At 43.5% G+C, this 18,758-nt stretch carries 4 protein-coding genes; 2 read left to right on the forward strand and 2 right to left on the reverse strand.

The genetic code is table 11. From position 1 onward, the window contains the following. Positions 1-79 precede the first annotated feature (79 nt). Positions 80-10,078: an InlB B-repeat-containing protein gene (locus tag ABVC65_RS06050; protein ID WP_353582844.1), complete on the reverse strand. Its 9,999-nt coding sequence runs from the start codon at positions 10,076-10,078 to the stop codon at positions 80-82. 816 nt (positions 10,079-10,894) lie between these two features. After that, positions 10,895-11,512: a 50S ribosomal protein L25/general stress protein Ctc gene (locus ABVC65_RS06055; protein WP_353582845.1), complete on the reverse strand. Its 618-nt coding sequence runs from the start codon at positions 11,510-11,512 to the stop codon at positions 10,895-10,897. Between the two features lie 389 nt (positions 11,513-11,901). Here ABVC65_RS06055 and ABVC65_RS06060 point away from each other — a divergent pair, with 389 nt between their 5' ends. Further along, entirely contained in the window at positions 11,902-13,968 is a 2,067-nt protein-coding gene (locus ABVC65_RS06060; protein WP_353582846.1) for an AMP-dependent synthetase/ligase, read from the forward strand. A gap of 366 nt (positions 13,969-14,334) precedes the next feature. Continuing rightward, a complete protein-coding gene (locus tag ABVC65_RS06065) occupies positions 14,335-18,756 on the forward strand; it encodes a Tat pathway signal sequence domain protein (protein WP_353582847.1) in 4,422 nt (1,473 codons plus the stop codon). Positions 18,757-18,758: the final 2 nt, after the last annotated feature.

Below are 18,758 nucleotides of genomic sequence, written 5' to 3' on the forward strand. Positions count from 1 at the left end.
GACCCGGGTCGCAAAGCCCCAATAGCTAAGCGTGAACCGGAACCTTCGTTATTTTAGTCACCACCCTCGACTCAACAAATCAACTTTCGTTATCTTCGTTCTTACGTCTGCGATGCTTAGCAGCAAATCCAGCTAAACCAACAGACGCTAACAAGCTGGCAATTAACGCGGACTGTGTAACGTCACTACCAGTTTGAGGCAGAGCTTCTGACGGCTGCTTTGCAGAATCCTTCACGGCTTCTGGCTCTGTTTTTTGCTTCGCTTCCGCAGTCTGTTCAGGTACGACTTCAGACGAAGGAGCTTCAGGCATTGGAATATACGGATATGATTCTGGAATCGGATATTCTTCTTGTCTTTGTTCTTCTTCTGGCTTTGACGGAGCTGGTGCAGGAGCTGGCGGCACAGGCGTTGGAACAGGTGCTGGAGTTGGCACGAGCATTGGAGCAGGTTTGCTCTCAGAAATCACATCAATTTCAACAGTAATTTCCGCTTGGCGACCGTACTTGTCGGTAGTGGTAAACGTTAGCTCAACTTTCGGCTTACTGTCCACAATCTTCGGAGTTCCGGAAATCGTGCAAGCAGTACCAGCGCATTTTGCGCTAATGCCGTTTACAGAATTCTTAACCTGGGAAACTAACTCGTTAATAGTTACTTCCTTGCCGTCTACCGTAATCTTGTTATTCGCATCGCCCGAACCTTCAGTCATGTTTTGCAATCTGAAGTTCGTCAAAATACCCTCGCGAGCAGAACCGCTAAACGTAAACTTCATAGGAGCCATCTTCTCGAAGTTGGCAGTAATAGTGGTTTCACGTATTGGCTTAGGCTCTGGCAGAGAAGTCTCAGGATTTACACCTACATTGCGCAAAAGCTGCTTCAAGGCTTCCAAACTAGACTTCTTAGAGTTGCGAATTATCTTTGCAACAAATGATTTACCTGCAGCATCAGCAAGCTCAGCCAGCTTATCGCGTTCAATAGTATTATTAATCTCCAACGGATTAGTAATATTTTGCGCTAGTAAGTTACTCAATGCAGCTAAAGTACTGTTATTAGATTTGCGAATCAACTCAGCTAAGTAATGCTTACCATTACTTTCCGCAATTTTAGCTAATTGCTCTTTCTTCGCTTCATAAATTCCCTTTGCATTTTCCTTTTGAGCTTCACTAAGCAGATTCTGCAATGCAGCCAAAGTAGAATTATGCGAATTACGAATAATCTTTGCCACAAACTGCATACCATCAACAATAGCTATATTAGCCAATACTTCACGCTCTTCATTGGTAGCTTTACGTTGATCTGCCGGAGACGCTGGCTTTTCAATCGTCTTAGACGACCAATCCTTAAACACGTATCCCTTATCAGCAAGAACGTCTGGAATATAATCTTTTATTGCAGACTCTTTGCCATTACGCACCCAGTAAGTGTGCATTGGCGACTGCATGGTTCCACCCTCGCCAGCTGCATACATTACCTTCGTGTAGTTCTGCGCAATAAATTCATATTCCTTCGTACCTTTTTCTGGCAAATCTTTATCCGCAATAACTTTCGGAAGCACACGAATATGTACCTTAACAGGAACTATTACCTGTTCCTTCTTATCATTCGTGCGAGTAACGTTTACTACGACAGTGGTAATACCCGGCTTAGTAATTGCCTTGTTAATATCGTATACGCCAGCACCTTGCACGCCAACAATATTAGGATTCGACTTAGCATCATTCCCGTGCACAAGCTCATCAGGACCAGGTATGCCGTCGCCAACGCTTAGAACAATATCCGACGCGTTCACGTCGTCAACACGCGCCTGTTTTGCAACATATACGCGAGTTTCTTTTTTATTATAATCAGGTGAAGCGGACGTGAGTTCGTTGCCAGCAGCACCATAAATAGACCAGCCACCAAAACCTTTAAGCTGACTACCTAAATCATCAACTTTATTATTAATATCGTTATAATAGTTACTACTTTCTGGATCAAAGTAGTACACCTTCGGATTGGAAGTGCCATCGGTCCACCTTCTACCAAAACCTGGTAAGAACAAATGTGGCACGTAATTATCCGGAATCTTCTCATTGGTGCCAGGCTTCAACACGTTATCCACTCTTCTAAGGACAGCTCTAAACTTGGTGTTTTGAGTAAACGCCATCTTAGCAATTTGTTCTTTAGTGTAAAGATTTGTCGTTGACGAGCCACCCGTATTAGCAGAACGTGTTTCAGCAGGAGATGTTGCGTTAGATATAGTTGCAAACAGAGCTAACGTTGGCAGAGGAGCTGCAGCAGGTAAGCTAGCACGTGTGGCAGGCACAGTACTGCCCTCAACCATCTCCCAACCAAGAAACTCGTAGTGGAAGCTACGATCATCGTGCTTTGCGCCAGTAACTTGAGGAGCCTTTATGCCCTTAGTATAGTCTCCACTTGTAATTTCGTCGCTGCTAGCCTTCAAGATGTAATATTCTTTACGGCCCGAAGCAGCACCTTCATAAGCAGTTGGATCCTCAAACTCTACCTTAACGTAGTTTTTGTTATTCTTTGTAACAAAATCAATCTCGCCAGATTCGCCAATAACTGGTTGTTTATCAGTCTGAGTACCAGAACCAGGCTGTTGAGTACCAGAATGAGTATTATCAACCTTCGGCAAGCTTTCTGGATACATCAGCTGGTAAATCACCTTAAGGCGGGCAACGCGCTTATACTTTTTAGGTTCCACTCCGTCCTTGTAATTGACTGTAATCCTTAGCGGCACAGTGTACAAAGAAGGCTTCTTAAGCATTTTATCTTCAAAGTCTTTTGGATCCTTACCTTTCGGCAAATCGTATTCGATTTTTACATCTTCTATATCGCCCTTAGTTTCTGCCTCTTTCTTCAAATCATCAAGATTTGTCAAGTACTTGTCTAACGCCGGAAGCGTGTCACGCTTATCTTGCACAGCAACCAAGTAATCAGTCTGCACTTCTGGCTCTGTCCAAGGAGTTTGATCTGCCACAAACTCTTGGAATGGTTCATTGACATGCCAGCCGTCTTTCCAATCACCAGTCACGTCAGCAACATCTTTAACTTCAGCAACTTTATTACCGTCATTAAGCATGCTGCTTCGAGACCACTTGCCAGTAGGGTTGGTGAGATTGTTTTGAAGCATCTCAAGAACATTCACTGTCTTCCCATCAACAGTCTTCGTGATTTGGGAAAGATCAGTGCCCTTCTTTACGTAGAACACCTTAGGGCCATTTGTGCCGTCAATCTTCCACTTTCGTCCTGGAGCAGGCTTGAAGATTGCAACTACAGAATCTTCTGGAACTGTTCCGTTGTCGGACGAGCTGGAGAAGTAGTCGATTCGCTTGTAAATAGCGTGGTAAGTTACGCCGTTGTCTAAATTGACCTTCTTGTAGCGGTCGCTTGAATTTATGTCAAACGTCTGCTCTGGCTTCTTCTGCTCTGGCTGTGCTGTACCAGCAGAAGTCGTGCCAGAAGAAGGCGTACTAGTAGTCGGTTCTACAACCTTAGTCGCCCAACCCTTAAACACGTAGTGGTAATGCTGGTCGTTGTAATCTTTACCGAAGGCTTGCGGCACACGGATTCTAACATCCTTACCCTTATAAACGTACGCAGTAAGCGTAGTTTCTCCGCCAGCAGGAGTATTAGCATTACCGCCATCGTGACCAATAATAGTGCCTTCATCGTTCTTGCCAGTAAAGGTAATCGGCACGTAATCGCCAGCATTATTGCTGCCGTAGTCAGTAGCCTTAAACTTATCCCAATCGCTTGCGTACACTAAATCTGGCAGCACGCGGTACAGCACTTCAGCTGCAGCAGTGTTATTGCCAAGCGTCACTTGCACTTTAATCTTGTGCAATCCTGGAGTGTTGTCAAACTTTTCGCCAGGCGCAAAGCTGAACGTAGCATCAGCCGGATAATCATTAGCATTGGTTATAAGCTTCTTAGCATCATCACTACTTCCGGTACTAATATTCTCCTTTGGCGTAAGCACTTGCGGAGCTGCAGCAACAGGTGCCTTCAGCTTGAAGTTAGCAATGTAAATTACTTCAGGGCTGTTCTGCTCTTCGGAGCGAATCGGCAAACGATTTACGCCATCAGAATACTGAAGCTCCGTAGAACCAGCTTCAGACGAACCGATTTTCGAAGTCCAGCCAGCAAACTCATAGCCTTGCTTCGCTTTCACTGTTGGAAGCGGCATCTGGTAAGCCTTCGTGCCCTTAATCGCATCGTACACAAGAGCAGAGCCGTCAGCTACCTTACTTCCTTGCCAGTCAACAACGCTACCCATAGAGCTTTGGTCTTTGGCCACTTTAAACACGTAGCGCGTGTAGTGATCCGGGCGATACTGAGGATGCTTAGGATCCTGATACTCAGTATCCTGAGGATGCTCAGTACCCTGAGGAGGATAACACTTGCGCTTAAGCACGCGAACGTCTTTATACCTGAAGGTGTATGTTTTTTCGCCAATCTGCTTGCCATCTTCGTCAGTAGCGTATTCAATATTCTGCTGCGTAGTTTCCGGCATAAAGCCTTCAATCGGCTTGTAGAACGCTACGTCGTACTTTCGATTTACAGAGCTGACTTCGCTTTCTGGAAGAAGATCCTTTTCATTGCCGTCTTTGTCAGTTGTTACATAGCGAACCTTATACTTGCGCGTATTGTACGTTTGGTAGATAAACTCGCCAGTATTCTGATCCTCGTCCTTCGAGGCTTCAAAGCTCGTGAAATGCTTATCTGGGAAGTGCGTTTCGTCACTGTAGACTGCTTCCGCATTGTAGCGCAAATGCTCACGCAAGCCGGAAACCGTTTGAGTAGAAACGTGATCCACCATCGCGGCTTTTTCTGCGTCTGTAAGACCAGCCTTCTTATAGTCAGTAAACGTGTACCCTGGCTTTAAGAATATGTGCTTAAAAGTGCCGTTGTAGCGAGTATCCTGAACCCACACTGCATCAAGCGTTATATCTTCTACTACTTTGTTGCCGAAAGCGTACGGCAAAGTCGTGCCGTTCTTAGTAATTTCCCAGCCGTAGAAGTCGTAACCTTTGCGCGTTGGAACCTTTATATCTTTATTTTCCTTAATAACATAGTAGTGATCGAACTGCTGTTTCGTAACTACGTTAGAGTCCTTTATTTCTTTGCCGTTTCCGTCAATTTCAGGCATATTGTAGTTAAGCGTTACAGTGTGCTTAATACCTTCTGGCTTACCCCACGCAGCGTAAAGCTTAATGCCGTTGACTGGCACTGTAATATCTTTGTCTTCGCCATTTATAAACCGAGTGCCGGCTTGATCAACAGCCCAGCCCTTAAAAACGTAGTCTTTTGGCAGATTTTTAGGACGCTCGATGGAGTAAGTCTTGCCATTAAGCGTGAAAGTGTACTTGCCGTCGAACTGAGTTGCGGTATCGGTGCCACCGTTTTTAGTTACAGAAGCATCGTAAGACTTAACGTTGCCATTGTCGTAGTACAAGTCTGCGTCTTTGCCCGTCAATTTAGCGTTGCCGCGCTTAGACAAGCTATACTCAAACGGCAGTTCTTCTGTAGCAGCGACACTGCCGTCCTTTATAGCATTGCCGTCCGCATTATAAAACCGCACGAAGTACTTCTGGCGCTTGTACTCGAGAGTTACTATTCCGTTTTCTTCTAATTCATTAGGAACATTGCTGTCACCAAACTTAAGCTTTCCTTCAAATCCAACAAGATAAGAATGCCAACTAATATGATACTTTTTCTTAAACTCATAATATTTCTTATATGCTGGATCAGTTTTAAGTCTTTCAGCAATAGCATCATTTAAATTTTTAAGAGCAAGTCCTCCATCTTCATCTTCTTCGCCAGAAGTATAATTAGGGGTAGGAAAGCTGTTCCTATCTTCTTCTGGAGCATCTTCGTCTGGAGTATCTTCACCTGTTAAATTGTTATAAATATCATGTATTTTGTCATAGAAATCACTGAAATCGTCCCGTTCAGGTTTTACTTTTTCATCTTTTGGTTCAAAACCAGCAATAGACGGCGCAGTATACTTGTACTCGTCGTTATTGGTATCATCCTTAGCATAGGAATCTGTTGAAATCACATAATCATCATCGCTTGGATCATTGCCGCTTTTAGCAGACGCAATACTTTGCTTTTTAATAATAACCGTATATGGAATATCATTATGAGCACCGGTTGTATCAACTGTAAGCAGACGCTGATTATCTTTTAACTCGTGTGTAGTCTGAGGATTATGCTCAGGGTCATCGCTAATTTTAGGCGCTTGTTTCTCACCCACTACACGGAATTTAGGGTCAGCAAATTCTTTTTTAGTAAAACGAAATGGAGGAGTGTCACGATAATCCGCTTTACCTGCAGGTCCAATACGCCACCCAAGAGAAGCCTTTTTTTCTTCTTTATCACTAAGCAGATCATTACTAAGATCTATCTCTTCTGCTCCTGGCCAAATATCAGTAAGCTTTTGACCGTAGCGAACATTTACACGGTAACCTTTGTGGTTAATCTCAGTGCCATGCTCATCTTTGGTTGCGCCATCATACTTCTTTGAGCACTCACCGCCGCCAGCATAGCAGTAAATAGTTGTTTTGCCATGCTCGTCTGTTTTCTTTATAGCAGCATTGTTGGCACCTTCAAAAGATTTAGCAGGCTTAGCAAAAATAAGCTCATAAGTATTGCGGTCGTAAACTAAGTTGAGTGTGTTGTTTAAGTCGTCCGCGCAAAGCATCGACTTAATGCGTTTGCCAAAATCTGGGCGACCCGGCACAAAATCATGTTCCTCACGGTTAAGCTTTTTAGTAAGCTCCTTATTCACGTGGAAGTAGCGCGTGAATAAGTCCTTAGAAGTTCTTATGCCCTTAGCGTCTTTAACATAGTTTCCTTTAGAATCTTTAATGTAATTGTTTTCAAGATTATTAGTATCATACCCGTCTAAGTTTGTTACATGCGTATCGTTCATCCAGTTGAACTTTGCAATTAAGCCGTCTTCGTGGTCATTCGCTTCTGTACCCTGCAGCTCTTTTCTAGTTAAGCCAAGCTCTGGGCTTTCTACATAATCATCTACGCTTTCGCCATTAAGCTTACTAGTATCCTTAGCAACGCCAGCATCATCCATCTTATCAAGCGCAACTTCACTATCAGTTTGCACGTTCTTGCGCTCAACAAGACCAACAAAGTCGTAGTTTGCAAGCGAATTCGGATGCTCTTTATCAACCAAATCCGCCTTTTGCACCCACACATTCACGCGGTAGCTAGTAGTCTTGTTCGCTTCCCAATTAGCGAGGAATTGCACATTGTGATCCGGCATCTGGTAGTCATCAAGAGAAACAATAGTATTATCATCATAAAGTGAATTACTCTTTTTGCTAGGATCTACTAAAGACCATCCTTTAAAAGTGTAGCCGCGCCTAGTTGGTTTCGTAACTTTTGGCACAGGTTGCTGGTAATACACTTTTTGAGCAGTAACATCCGTACCGCCAGCAGAATCGTAAGTAACCTCATACGCTTTACGGTAGTAGCGAAGGTTCAAAACAAGCTTGTCGCTTTCATCTTCAGAATCCGAAAGCGGCGAGCTAATAAGATTGTGCTCAGGTTCATAGCCTGGAATATACGTTGAAACAGCTGTTACATCCGAGCCAACTGTGCCAGTAATCTCCGTAACGTGAATATTCTCAGAAGTGCCATCCTTATGCTTTACAGTAATTACTTTACCTATACCCAAATTTGGAGCATCGTGGAACTCATCCTTATGATCAAGATCCTGCACCAAGTGACGCACATAGTACTTAGCTGTTTTAGGAGCGTAGTTGATGTTCAACTCGCCGTAGTACTGAATGCCGTCTTCTGCTTTTGGCTGCGTAGAGGATGAAGATTGCGGATTTGTAGTTGCTTGAGATGATGAGGTTTGCGGAGCTTGAGCGCCGTTATTGCCCCCAACAGCCGGCCTTTCCTTTACAGCGTAATCAGTAATCAGCTTCTTGCTTAAACGCAAGTAGCGAACAGCATCCGCATCCGTGCCATCGTCAATAACGAACTTGCTGTTATCTCCCTCACCTTTTTTAACGTAGTACTGGTAATCACCGGAGTGATATACGGACGGGCGGTATCCAGCAGACTTTGGAAGCTCAATGTATTCGTAACTATTAACATCGTCAAGCTTATTCAACTTTTCAACGTCAATCGTAAGCTCGTACGGCTGCACAAGCTGCTTATTCGCAGCGCCACCAATCGTGTAGCGAATTTTCAAATTGTAAGTAGCTTTTGGCTTTTTGTCAGTTTGTACCTGACCATTGGCTTCACTGGTGCTGCCAGCCGTTGGATTATCCGTATTAGGCTTAATTACCTGGCTATTTGGATCAGTTGCTGCGTTATTAGTTGTTGTGCCAGTGGTCGGTGTGCCAGTGGTCGGTGTAGACGTTGAAGCAGGTGAAGACGTTGGATTATTGCTCGAAGCAGACCCAGGCTCTGAAGCAGTGTTTTGTGCAGTAGCTGAATGCGTAGCGCTTTTATCTTCGCTTGTAGCACCTGTAGTTGCACCTTCTGCACTGCTTTGCGAACCTTGAGCATTGGTTTGCGCACTTGGTTTTTCTGAACTTGGGTTCGCTGTAGTTCCAGCACCAGCATTAGATTCCGCACTTGCAGGAGTTACAGGAGCAGACGGTGCAGTTGTATTGCTTGCAGGAGTAGTAGTCGGAGTTGCAGTTGTATTATCTGCAGGAGCTACACTACCCCCATTGGAAGCACCATCGCCGCTCCCAACAGACCTACGAACACGCCCATTTGGTGTATTTGCATCGCTTACTGTATTCGTATTTTCTGAGTGAGTGCTTGAAGGTTGTGCATTTGTATTCTGCTCAGCCGCAGGCTTCGAGCTTTCAGCATTTCCAGACTGCGCATTCGCAGGCTGCTGATTTTCAGCTGGCTTAACATCAGTAGGCTTAGTACCCTCAGAATCAGTATTTGAAGCAGCTGGTTTTGCGTTTGCAGGCTGCTGATTTTCAGCGTGTTCAGTCTGCGCTGAATTCTGATTTGGTTCAGCCTTTGCTTCTGGTTCCGTCTTCGCAACAGGCTTTGCACTTGCAGGCTGTGAAGTTTCTGGTTGTGTAGGTTGCTTCGATGCAGGAGCGGCAGCTGGCTTTGTGCCTGCTGGCTTTACAGCATCAGGATTTGTCGCAGCTGGCTTTGTATCTGAAGCCTTTGTGTCAGCTGGCTTTACAGAATTTTCAACTTTAGGTTTTGCAACAGCTGGCTTTTCAGTCGTTTTAGTTGCAGGTACAGACGCGTTCGACTTTGGCTTTTCCGCAACCTTACCAGTTTCAGCTGGATTGGTTTGCTCAGCCTTAGTATGCTTTACATCTGGCTTCTTCGCAGATTTTACAGGTTTTGCAATCTCAGAACTTGCTGTATCTTGCTCACTCTTAGTCGCAGTCTTAGTAGCACTATTATCTGCACTACTAGTAGCAGATCTATCCTCAAAATTATTAGTATCAAAAGAACGATTTGAAGGCGAAGACGAATCGCCATTTGTAACAAAATATTCGCCAGAATCCTTAACACCTACGGAAGAATCGCCAGCAACCGTTTCCTGATTCTTAACGCCTTCAGCGATAGCATTAGAATCAGTATTCTTAACTAAATATTCCTTAACAGAATCAACCATCTGACGCATAGTGCGATCAGAAGTAGCACCCGTGTTAAGCAATCCATTCTTATATAAGCCGTTTCCATCGCCATCGCCCTTGCCATTACCAGAGCCTTTGCCGGCGCCATTTCCAGCACCTTTGCCAGAAGTCTTAGCAACACTATTTACATAAGACGGATCAAAAGAATCAGGGTTAAAAGAAGTCCTAGCTAAAGCCGCTGCGCCAGGCAACACCATAGACAATGTAGACGCTAAAGCTACAGCTGCAACGCCAAGGCGACGACCAGAAACACTAGTAGCGGTAGACGAAGAAGAACGCTTAGCAGTCTTAGCATTTTTCTTAACGCTCTTAACACTCTTAACGTCATTAGCGTTACTAGCGTCGCCAGAAACGCTCTTATGCTTAGCAGATTTAATGCTTAAAACGTCACTACCACTATTTTTAGTTCTAGCCAATTCGACTCCCAAACTCCGTTACATCTAGTATATAGAATCAACATGCACGTTTAGTATTTAACAATCAAAATACACAACATACGACAATGTTTAACAACCAGTGCACTCCAAAAAAATACTTAACCTTTATTATTCAAGCACAAGCTATGGATACCCCCCCCCCATAACAATTGCAATATATGTGTTTTTGGTGTTTCTTGTGATAAATGTTTAAGAAATACGCAATTGTTCAAGCATGCAAGAGGGCTGGGTGATTCTTGGTCGAACAATATAAGAGCGGCAGCCGATACCAAATAATCCAATGAGCCACCACTACAAACAAACTTCAACCAAAAAACAAAATCAAAGACAAAACGGAACAACCGCAACAACAACCAACACGCAAGAGGCAGAGCGTTGTGCGAATCGAAGTGACTTCTCGCGCTACGCTTTAAGCGAAAAGGCAGGTCGGAGCGCAAGTGAGGTGGAGATTCGAGATTTTTCGCACTGAATGAGATGAACCTCAGCATCTTTGATGGTGATTCATCGAATGAAGAAGAAAAATCGAGAATCTCGGTGATTAAGATATACGCAAAAGTTTTAGATATTCAGAAGGTTTGATGTATTTCTATACGAGCAATAAAAGAGGAGCGTAGCGACGGGAGTTGCGAGGAGAGAAATACTCAAACCTCGCGCAACACCAAGTAGGAAAGCGCGCTACGCTTTAAGCGAAAAGGCAGGTCGATTCGAGTGTGCAGAAATAACAAAAACCGCGCAAGCCAAGAAAATCTTGACTACGCGCGGCTTGTAAAATCTTAGAAAATCCTAAGCAAAACCTTACTCGGCTGCAGGAGCTTCGGCTGAAGGAGCGGCAGCATCGGCAGCAGGAGCGGCAGCTGGCTCTTCTGTAGCAGCATCTTCTGGAACAGTGACGCTAACAACAGACTCTTCGCCATCCATGTCGAGCACAACGCCCTCAGGAAGCTTAACATCTTTAGCAAACACCTTGGTGCCATCGGCCAAGCCGTCAACATTAACTACCAAGCGCTCTGGCAAGTTGGCAACGTTTGCGCGAACCTTAAGCTCCTGAACGTCTACGAATGCAACAGCAGCACCCTTTGGAGTGCCTTCAACAAACACTGGCACCTCAACGTCAATCTTTTCGCCAGCCTTGACTTCGTAGAAGTCAATGTGCTCAACGATGCGCTTAACAGGGTTGCGCTGAACATCCTTAACAACTGCGATTCGTGACTCATTGCCAAACTTAATGGTAAACAAAGCGTTTGCGTGACGAAGAGAAAGAGTAGTCTCTCTCATTGGAAGAGTCACATGTACAGGCTCAGCACCACCAGCGTAAATGCTGGCTGGAATCAAATTGGCAACACGCAAACGGCGAGCAACGCCCTTACCGAACTCATTGCGAACTTCGCCTTCAAGTGTAATCTTTGTAGCCATATCGGTCTCCTTATGGTCTGGATTATGCGGATAATCTTATTTAAATCCAGCTTCAGGCGCACCGACGCGCCGAAAACCACCATAAGTTGGCTATCAGCCCAGTCGATAACGGAACTTACACAACAATCGCAAGCAACCAATGAATCGCAAAGCGCCTGCTACAAGTATCGCAGTGTTATTCCCTCGCCAAAGCAACTTATCCAGTCTACAAAAACACTTAGACAGATAAAGTCTAAAGTCAAATCCAACACCAAAAGGTGACTTGAATCACACCAACGATTATCATGTATATATAGTCAAAGGCGCATAACAAATATGTGCTCGAAACAAGCTGATTTAACCAAAACAAATTAGCAAATTTAAGCATTTAGCAAAATTAAGGAGCAGATGTGTCCGTCCTAAATACACTCCAGCAGCAAGCTTTCAATCTTGCTCGCAAGGCTTTGCAAATTGGCAGCAACTTCGCGCACCCAGTAAGCGACGACATCGCAGGAGAACCAGACTATTCTATTCCACAAGATCAGCAAGACGGATCACAGAATAAACAGAATAATCTGCTTCAGCAAAATCAGCATCTTCCACGAGTAGACGAATGGGGTTCCCAACTACAAACCACCACTTTCCTAGACCCACAAACTGGCTTGCTAACCACAAAAACGGACGGAAATCCGCCATTAGATGAAGGTACAAGCATCTACGACTTGTATGCAGACAGAGCAGCCAGAATGGGAGACGATCCGCTCTACACCTACAAGGAAAACGATATATGGGTTACAAAAACAGCCAACCAGTTCCTTGCAGAAGTTAGAAAAGCAGCAAAAGGCTTGATTCACTATGGGTTGCGCAAAGGCGACGCTGTTGCGTTAATGTGCAAAACCTCGTATGAGTGGGATGTTGTTGATGCTGCAGTTATGGCTTGCGGAGGCGTGCTGGCTACAATTTACGATACGGATTCTGCCGAGCAAATTCGCAACATTGTAAACAACTCCGACTCGCGCTTTTTGATTGTTGGCACAACTGAAATGAAAGACAAGGCAGATGGAGCTATTGAAGAATGCCCGAGCCTTGAGCGCATTATTTGCATAGAAACAGGCGGATTGGCGGAACTACAAGCCTTTGAATACTCCGTTAGCGACGAAGAACTAGACGAGCGCATTGACTCGGTTAAAAAAACCGACTTGTGCTCTATTGTGTACACTTCTGGCTCTACGGCTGCGCCAAAAGGCGTGGAAATGACGCATGAACATTACTGCACAACCGCGTTAAACTTGCCAACTTACTTGCCGGACTTGCTTAGCGAGCCTAACGGTTCCGTGCTTCTATTCTTACCTCAAGCCCATTCGTTTGCGCGCGCAATCAACTATATTGTTGTTGCTAGCACGCTTAGAATCTACATTGCGCAAGGCATTACAACGCTTATATCTGACCTTCAAGTTGCAAAGCCAACTGTTATGATTGTTGTTCCGCGTGTGCTCGAAAAAGTGTATAATGCGGCTTCGCAAAAGGCAGGTCATGGAGCTAAGGGACTTGCTTTCCAGGGTGCTGTTGTTACAGCTCAGCAATATATGAAGGAAGTACAGGATTCTGGAGATGCTAAGGCGCTAACAAAGGCTCGCCGCGCTGCTTACGATCCACTCGTTTACCGCCCGATTCGCCAAGCGCTTGGCGGACGCGCGCGTTGGATTGTTGCTGGTGGCGCGCCACTAGATCCTGAGCTGATTTCATTCTTCCGCGGCGCAGGCGTGCCAGTTTATGAGGGTTATGGCCTTACGGAAACCACCGCCCCATGCGCGTTCACACCTATTGGCGTTCCATTCCGTGAAGGATCGGTCGGCATTGCTTTCCCAGCTTTCACTTTGCGAATTGCTAAAGATGGCGAAGTGCAAATTAAGGGCACTTGCGTATTTAAAAAGTATCACAAGAATGAAGAGGCGACAGAAACTTCGTTTACAGAAGACGGATGGTATGCTACTGGCGATTTGGGCAGAATTGACGACGATGGCATGCTTTACATTACTGGTCGCAAGAAGGACTTGATCATTACTGCTGGCGGCAAGAATGTGGCTCCTGGTCCTATTGAAGAAGTGATTAAGCGTTGCGAACTTGTATCTCAAGCTCTTGTTCTTGGAGATAAAAGACCATTTATATCTGCTCTTGTGACTTTAGACGAGGAGATTTTACGCAATTGGCTTAAGACCAAGGGCTTGGACGAAACTATGAGCATGGAAGACGCCGCAAATAACGCGGTTGTGCGTGCGGAAGTCCAAAAGTTTGTGGATATTGCAAACGAGGGCGTATCGCGCGCGGAATCTGTGCGAAAGTTCATTATTCTGCCAGAAGAGTTTACTCAAGAAAACGGTTTGATGACGGCTTCTATGAAGATTATCCGCCCGCGCGTTATTAAGAAGTATTCCGCATTGCTCAACGCGCAAATGTATACGATTCGCAAGAAGTAGCGCTTTTGCACGCTACGACCTGCATTCGAGCATAAAGCGTGATGTGAAGCGTGGCATTAATCGACAGCAAATCGACTTGCGATTTACTCGCGAACTACTCAAAACCGCGGTTAACTGGTCTTATAACTGACTAGTCTTCCGCGGTTTTTCGTATCTACCCACGCCCCCGCGGATTAGCACTCAGGCAGGTCGGAGTGCGGATTTAATCCATAGGTATCTGATAAAATCGCGTTGAAAACTTGATACCCCCCCCCCGGTAGAAAATATGTTTTCCAAAACAAGACGAACGGCAAGCAATTGCTAAAAATCTTGTTCAAAAACACGAAAACTAACGATTTCCTATTATCAAATATGAGGAGAGGTTTTATGAACACTAAAATCGCAGCCGCTATATCTTTAGGCGCAAGTTCACTGGCATTATTCGCAATGGCAAATGTGGCAAATGCTGATGTTGTAAATCAAAACTCAGATAATGCAAATGTTGAAATTAATGCTAATCATGAGGATTCTAATCCACAGGAAGCTAAAGCAAATGAACTCGCAAGAGAAGCTGAAAAGCTTGAACTAGAAACCAAAACAGAAGTAGACAAAGCCGATGAAGCTGTTAAAAACGCAAATAGCAATCTTGCAAAAGTAAATGAAAAAGTAGAAGAGGCATCCCAAAAAGCATTGGAAGCTACAGAAGCGAAGAATCAAGCAGAAAAAGATGCAGAGGATGCAAAGAAGCAAGATGCAGAAGCTCAAGAAAAAGTAGATGCAGCTCAAAAGAGACTTGAAGAAGCCGAAAAAATTAAAGAAAATGCACAATTAGCGGCAAGTAACGCCGAAAATGCAAAGAAGCAAGTAGAAAACACTAAAGCACAAGCTATAGATGCAAAGAAGCAAGCAGAAACACAACTTGAACAAAATCAAAACGAACTACAAAACGCCCAAAAAACGGTAGATGAAGCAAAAACAAATCGAGATGCAGAAAACAAGAAGCTAAATGAAGCTAAAGAAAATCTTGAAAAAGAAAAGTCATCTTATACCTCTTTAGTTGAAAACGCAAAATCTCTTGAAAATGCAAAGAAGCAAGCAGATAATGATCTTAAAGATAAAGAAACAGAATTAGAAGAAAAACAAGCACAGTTAGATCAACTTAAAAAGTCTGATTCTGCTTTAAGCAATACGGATTTGGAAAAAGTAAAACAAATTGCTAAAGAGAAAGAATCCGTTTATAAGCAAGCTCAAGAAAAAGTAAAACAGAGCAAATCATCAATTGAAGAGAAGAATAAAATAATTGCAAAATATAGCGAAACACTAGAATCTAAAGAAGAAGAACTAGAAAAAATCGATGATTACAAAAAGCTAGTTGAATCTTACAAAAACTTAGACAACCTTAGAGGAAAAGCTGATGCAGCAGGAAAAGTCTATGATACCGAAAGCAAAAATGATTCTAATACAGAAAATTCATTAGAGAAGAAGTCTGACTTCTACAAATTCTTGCAATATGTGATTAACACTGAAAAAGCTAAGAAAAGCAACAAGAACGAAGATCTTATTGCAGACGCTGAACGCGCTCAGAAAATTCTTAAAGGTGAATCATATGTGATTCCAAGGCAAGAATTCCAAGATGGATCGTATAAAGAAGCACAAACAATAGAAGCTCCAACATGGTATGATGATATTGTAAAACCTGGGCTTGGTAGAGTTGGAAGCGCGGACTCTTTGCAAAACATGAAGGAAGCCGCTGAGTATTACGATGCTCTAAACGAGTACAGAAGAAACGATAACAACTCGTTGCAAAATGTAGACGTGCGTTTAAGCTTGATTGCCGAAAGCATTGTGCATTCCTTCTACTCTGCTGCTATTAATAATCATGCATTAAACCATGAAAAGTATGATAACGCTAGTGTTATGGACACTACACCGTACAAAACTGCAGAAAATCTTGCTTGGGGTGATTACGACGGCCATAAAAATGGTCGAATGAAATATTCAAATAACGATTGCAAAGTTCTAGATGACGGTAAAACTTCATGCTCAAAACAACTTAAGACGCAAAGCACAGAACCTAAACCTACAGACAACAAGTCAAATGCCTTAGACGGCTGGTATACGCTTGAAAAGAATCGTTATGAAGAAGCTAGAGATAAAGGAATCTTCTATACATTCAAGGGCGATACAAAAATTGAAAACAAGCTTTCTGAAGCTGGCAAGCAATTCCTCAAGGAAAATCAATATGATTTTGGAATGAAATTAAGCCAAAACCCAGACACAAGATTATTCGAAAACAATGACAAAAATGGCAAGCTAACTAATTTATTTAGTCTTTCCGTAGGTCATTACACTACTTTTGCTAGAAAAGATATAAACGCTGGCGGTTTCGCAGAAGGCGATTTATATATTCAAGAAATGACTAGACCTTCTGGCAGTAAACAAGAAACTGTTACAAAAAATGAAGATGTTGCCGTATGGCACGGAAGCAACGAATCTTCGATTAGTGTTGCCAAATATAAAGAGCTTCTTGATGATTATGAGAACAGTCTAAAGCAAGAAAAAGCTGCTGGAAGCGCATCTGAAAATACAGATGAAATCGCTAAATTGCAAAAGCTGAATGCTGAAGCAAATAAAGCAAATGCAAATTTGTTTGAAGCTAAGTACAATCTTCGAAAAGTACAATACGATTTGAATTTGCCAGACAAAAAGAGCGCTAAGGGGCTAAAAGAACAAGAATTAGAACATGTAAAAGCCGAGAAAGAAAAAGCAAATAATGAAGCTAAAAAATATGGCGACCCTAACGCAGACTGGGGAAGCGAAGAAAATGCAGCTATTGCAAACATGCTTGCTAAACAATGGCAGAAAAAGTACACGCATCTAGATGGAAAGGTTAAAACTCTTAGTAGCTCGACTGATGCTGCGAATTCTAAGAACTTAGCAAATAAAACTGCCTTGGATGCTTTCATAAATTCTGCATACGATTTTGATAGCGCTAAGAACGAGTTAAAAGAAGCTCAAGAAGAATTTGAAAAACTCACTATTGAAGCAGAGAAATACGAGAATGAGTATAAAGTTGCAAGCACAAATGTAAAAGAAGCCGAGAAACAATCTCAGTTAACCGGTGAAGCAAAGCAAGCTAAAATCAGGGAGTTTGAAGAATCTGTAAAGCAACTCAAATCTACTAAAGACGATTTGCAAATCAAAGCTAATGATGCTGCCACTAAATTGGAAGAAGCCAACGAGAAGGTCACGAAACAAGATGCAGCTGTTGGTAATGCCACACAGTTGCTTGATTCTGCTCGTAGCAAAGTTAGTGAATCAGAGAAACAATTAAAACTTGCAAACAAATCTAAGGAAAAAGCTGAACAGCAAGTTGCACAAGCTCAAAGCCAAGTTAACAAAGCAGATGAGCAATTAAATATTGCAAACCAACAAATTGATTCTGCTAGCGAAAAAGTTACAGAAGCTCAAAAGCAAATTCAAGATGCTGAACAGAAAGTAGCAGCAGCAACCGAAGTTAAGAATAAAGCTGATGCTACTAAGTCTAATGCAGCTAGGCTAGTATCTGATGCTGCTGCTAAAGCCGCTCAAGCTAAGCAAAAAGCTGATGAAGCAAAGTCTGCTATTGAGCAAGCACAACGCATTACAAAAGAAGCTAAAAGCCAATTTGAATCAGCAAAGCAAAAGGCTGAAAATGTTAAGACGCAAGTTTTGCAAGCGAAGCAAAAAGTTGCTGAATTGCATGAGAAAGTTAAGACGCTTTTGGCTGGAGCTAAAAATAATGTAATTGAAAGGTACAATGCTACTTTTTCTGCTGTAAGTCAAAGCTTCGATAATCTCGAGAATACGTTTGTTCTTCGTTTTACAACGCTTGATGCAGTGGAACAGTCTCTTAATAAATCTACTTCTACTTTAGATAAGACTTTAAAGGACGTAAATTCGCTGGTGACTTCAGGTAATGAGAATAATGGTGATGGTGGTAATGATGGTGGCAATAATGAATCTCCAACAGTGCCACCAGAAAATCTGCCAACAGATCCGCCAGCAGATCAGTCGCATGATGCAAGTACAGATTTAACTCCTGCTCCTGTTCCATCTGTACCTACTCCATCTAAAGAAGTAGAATCGGGCAACGATAATCAGAATACTGGTTCAACTAGCACAACGCAGAACAGTACGAGCAACAGCACGAGTTCTAGCGAATCCTTCGAAAACTACTACAACCAGTATCTTGCAGGATACGCAAATAACTTGTTTGGCGGCGAGCAACTCGGATTCCACGCTGCTATTCCAGCTGCACAATCGCAGAGTGCAAACGGAGCAAACGGAGCTAACGGTGCAAATGCTCAAAACGCTCAAAATGCTAATGGCGTTGCAGCAAATAATGTTGCAGGCGCAGCGCACGCTAACACTCTTAGCGCAAGCAGCGCTAACCGCATAGCAGCTGCTCTTGCATCTGGCGCTAAAGCTGCAGTCAAGGATCTTGCTAAAGATCTTGCTAAAGCACAAGATGCTGCTAAGGATTCTGCTGCTAAGAGCGATTCTGCAAAGGACTCCGCTAAGGATTCTGCAAAGAACGATGCAAAGGATTCTGCAAAGAGCAAGTCTAAGAGCGACTCCAAGAATGATTCCAAGAGCGAATCCAAGGATGAGTCTAAGAACGCTCAAGCTTCTGGCGGCGCACAAGACGGCGCACAAAGCTCGTCCAACAGCACTACGATTAAGATTGTTGCAGCTATAGCGACTGTTGTTGCAGGAATCGCAGCAATCGGAGGTGGCGCTTACTTCGCGCGCCGTCGTCGCGCGTGACG

It is taken from the genome of Gardnerella vaginalis (genome assembly GCF_040427915.1).
Taxonomy (GTDB): domain Bacteria; phylum Actinomycetota; class Actinomycetes; order Actinomycetales; family Bifidobacteriaceae; genus Bifidobacterium; species Bifidobacterium vaginale_C.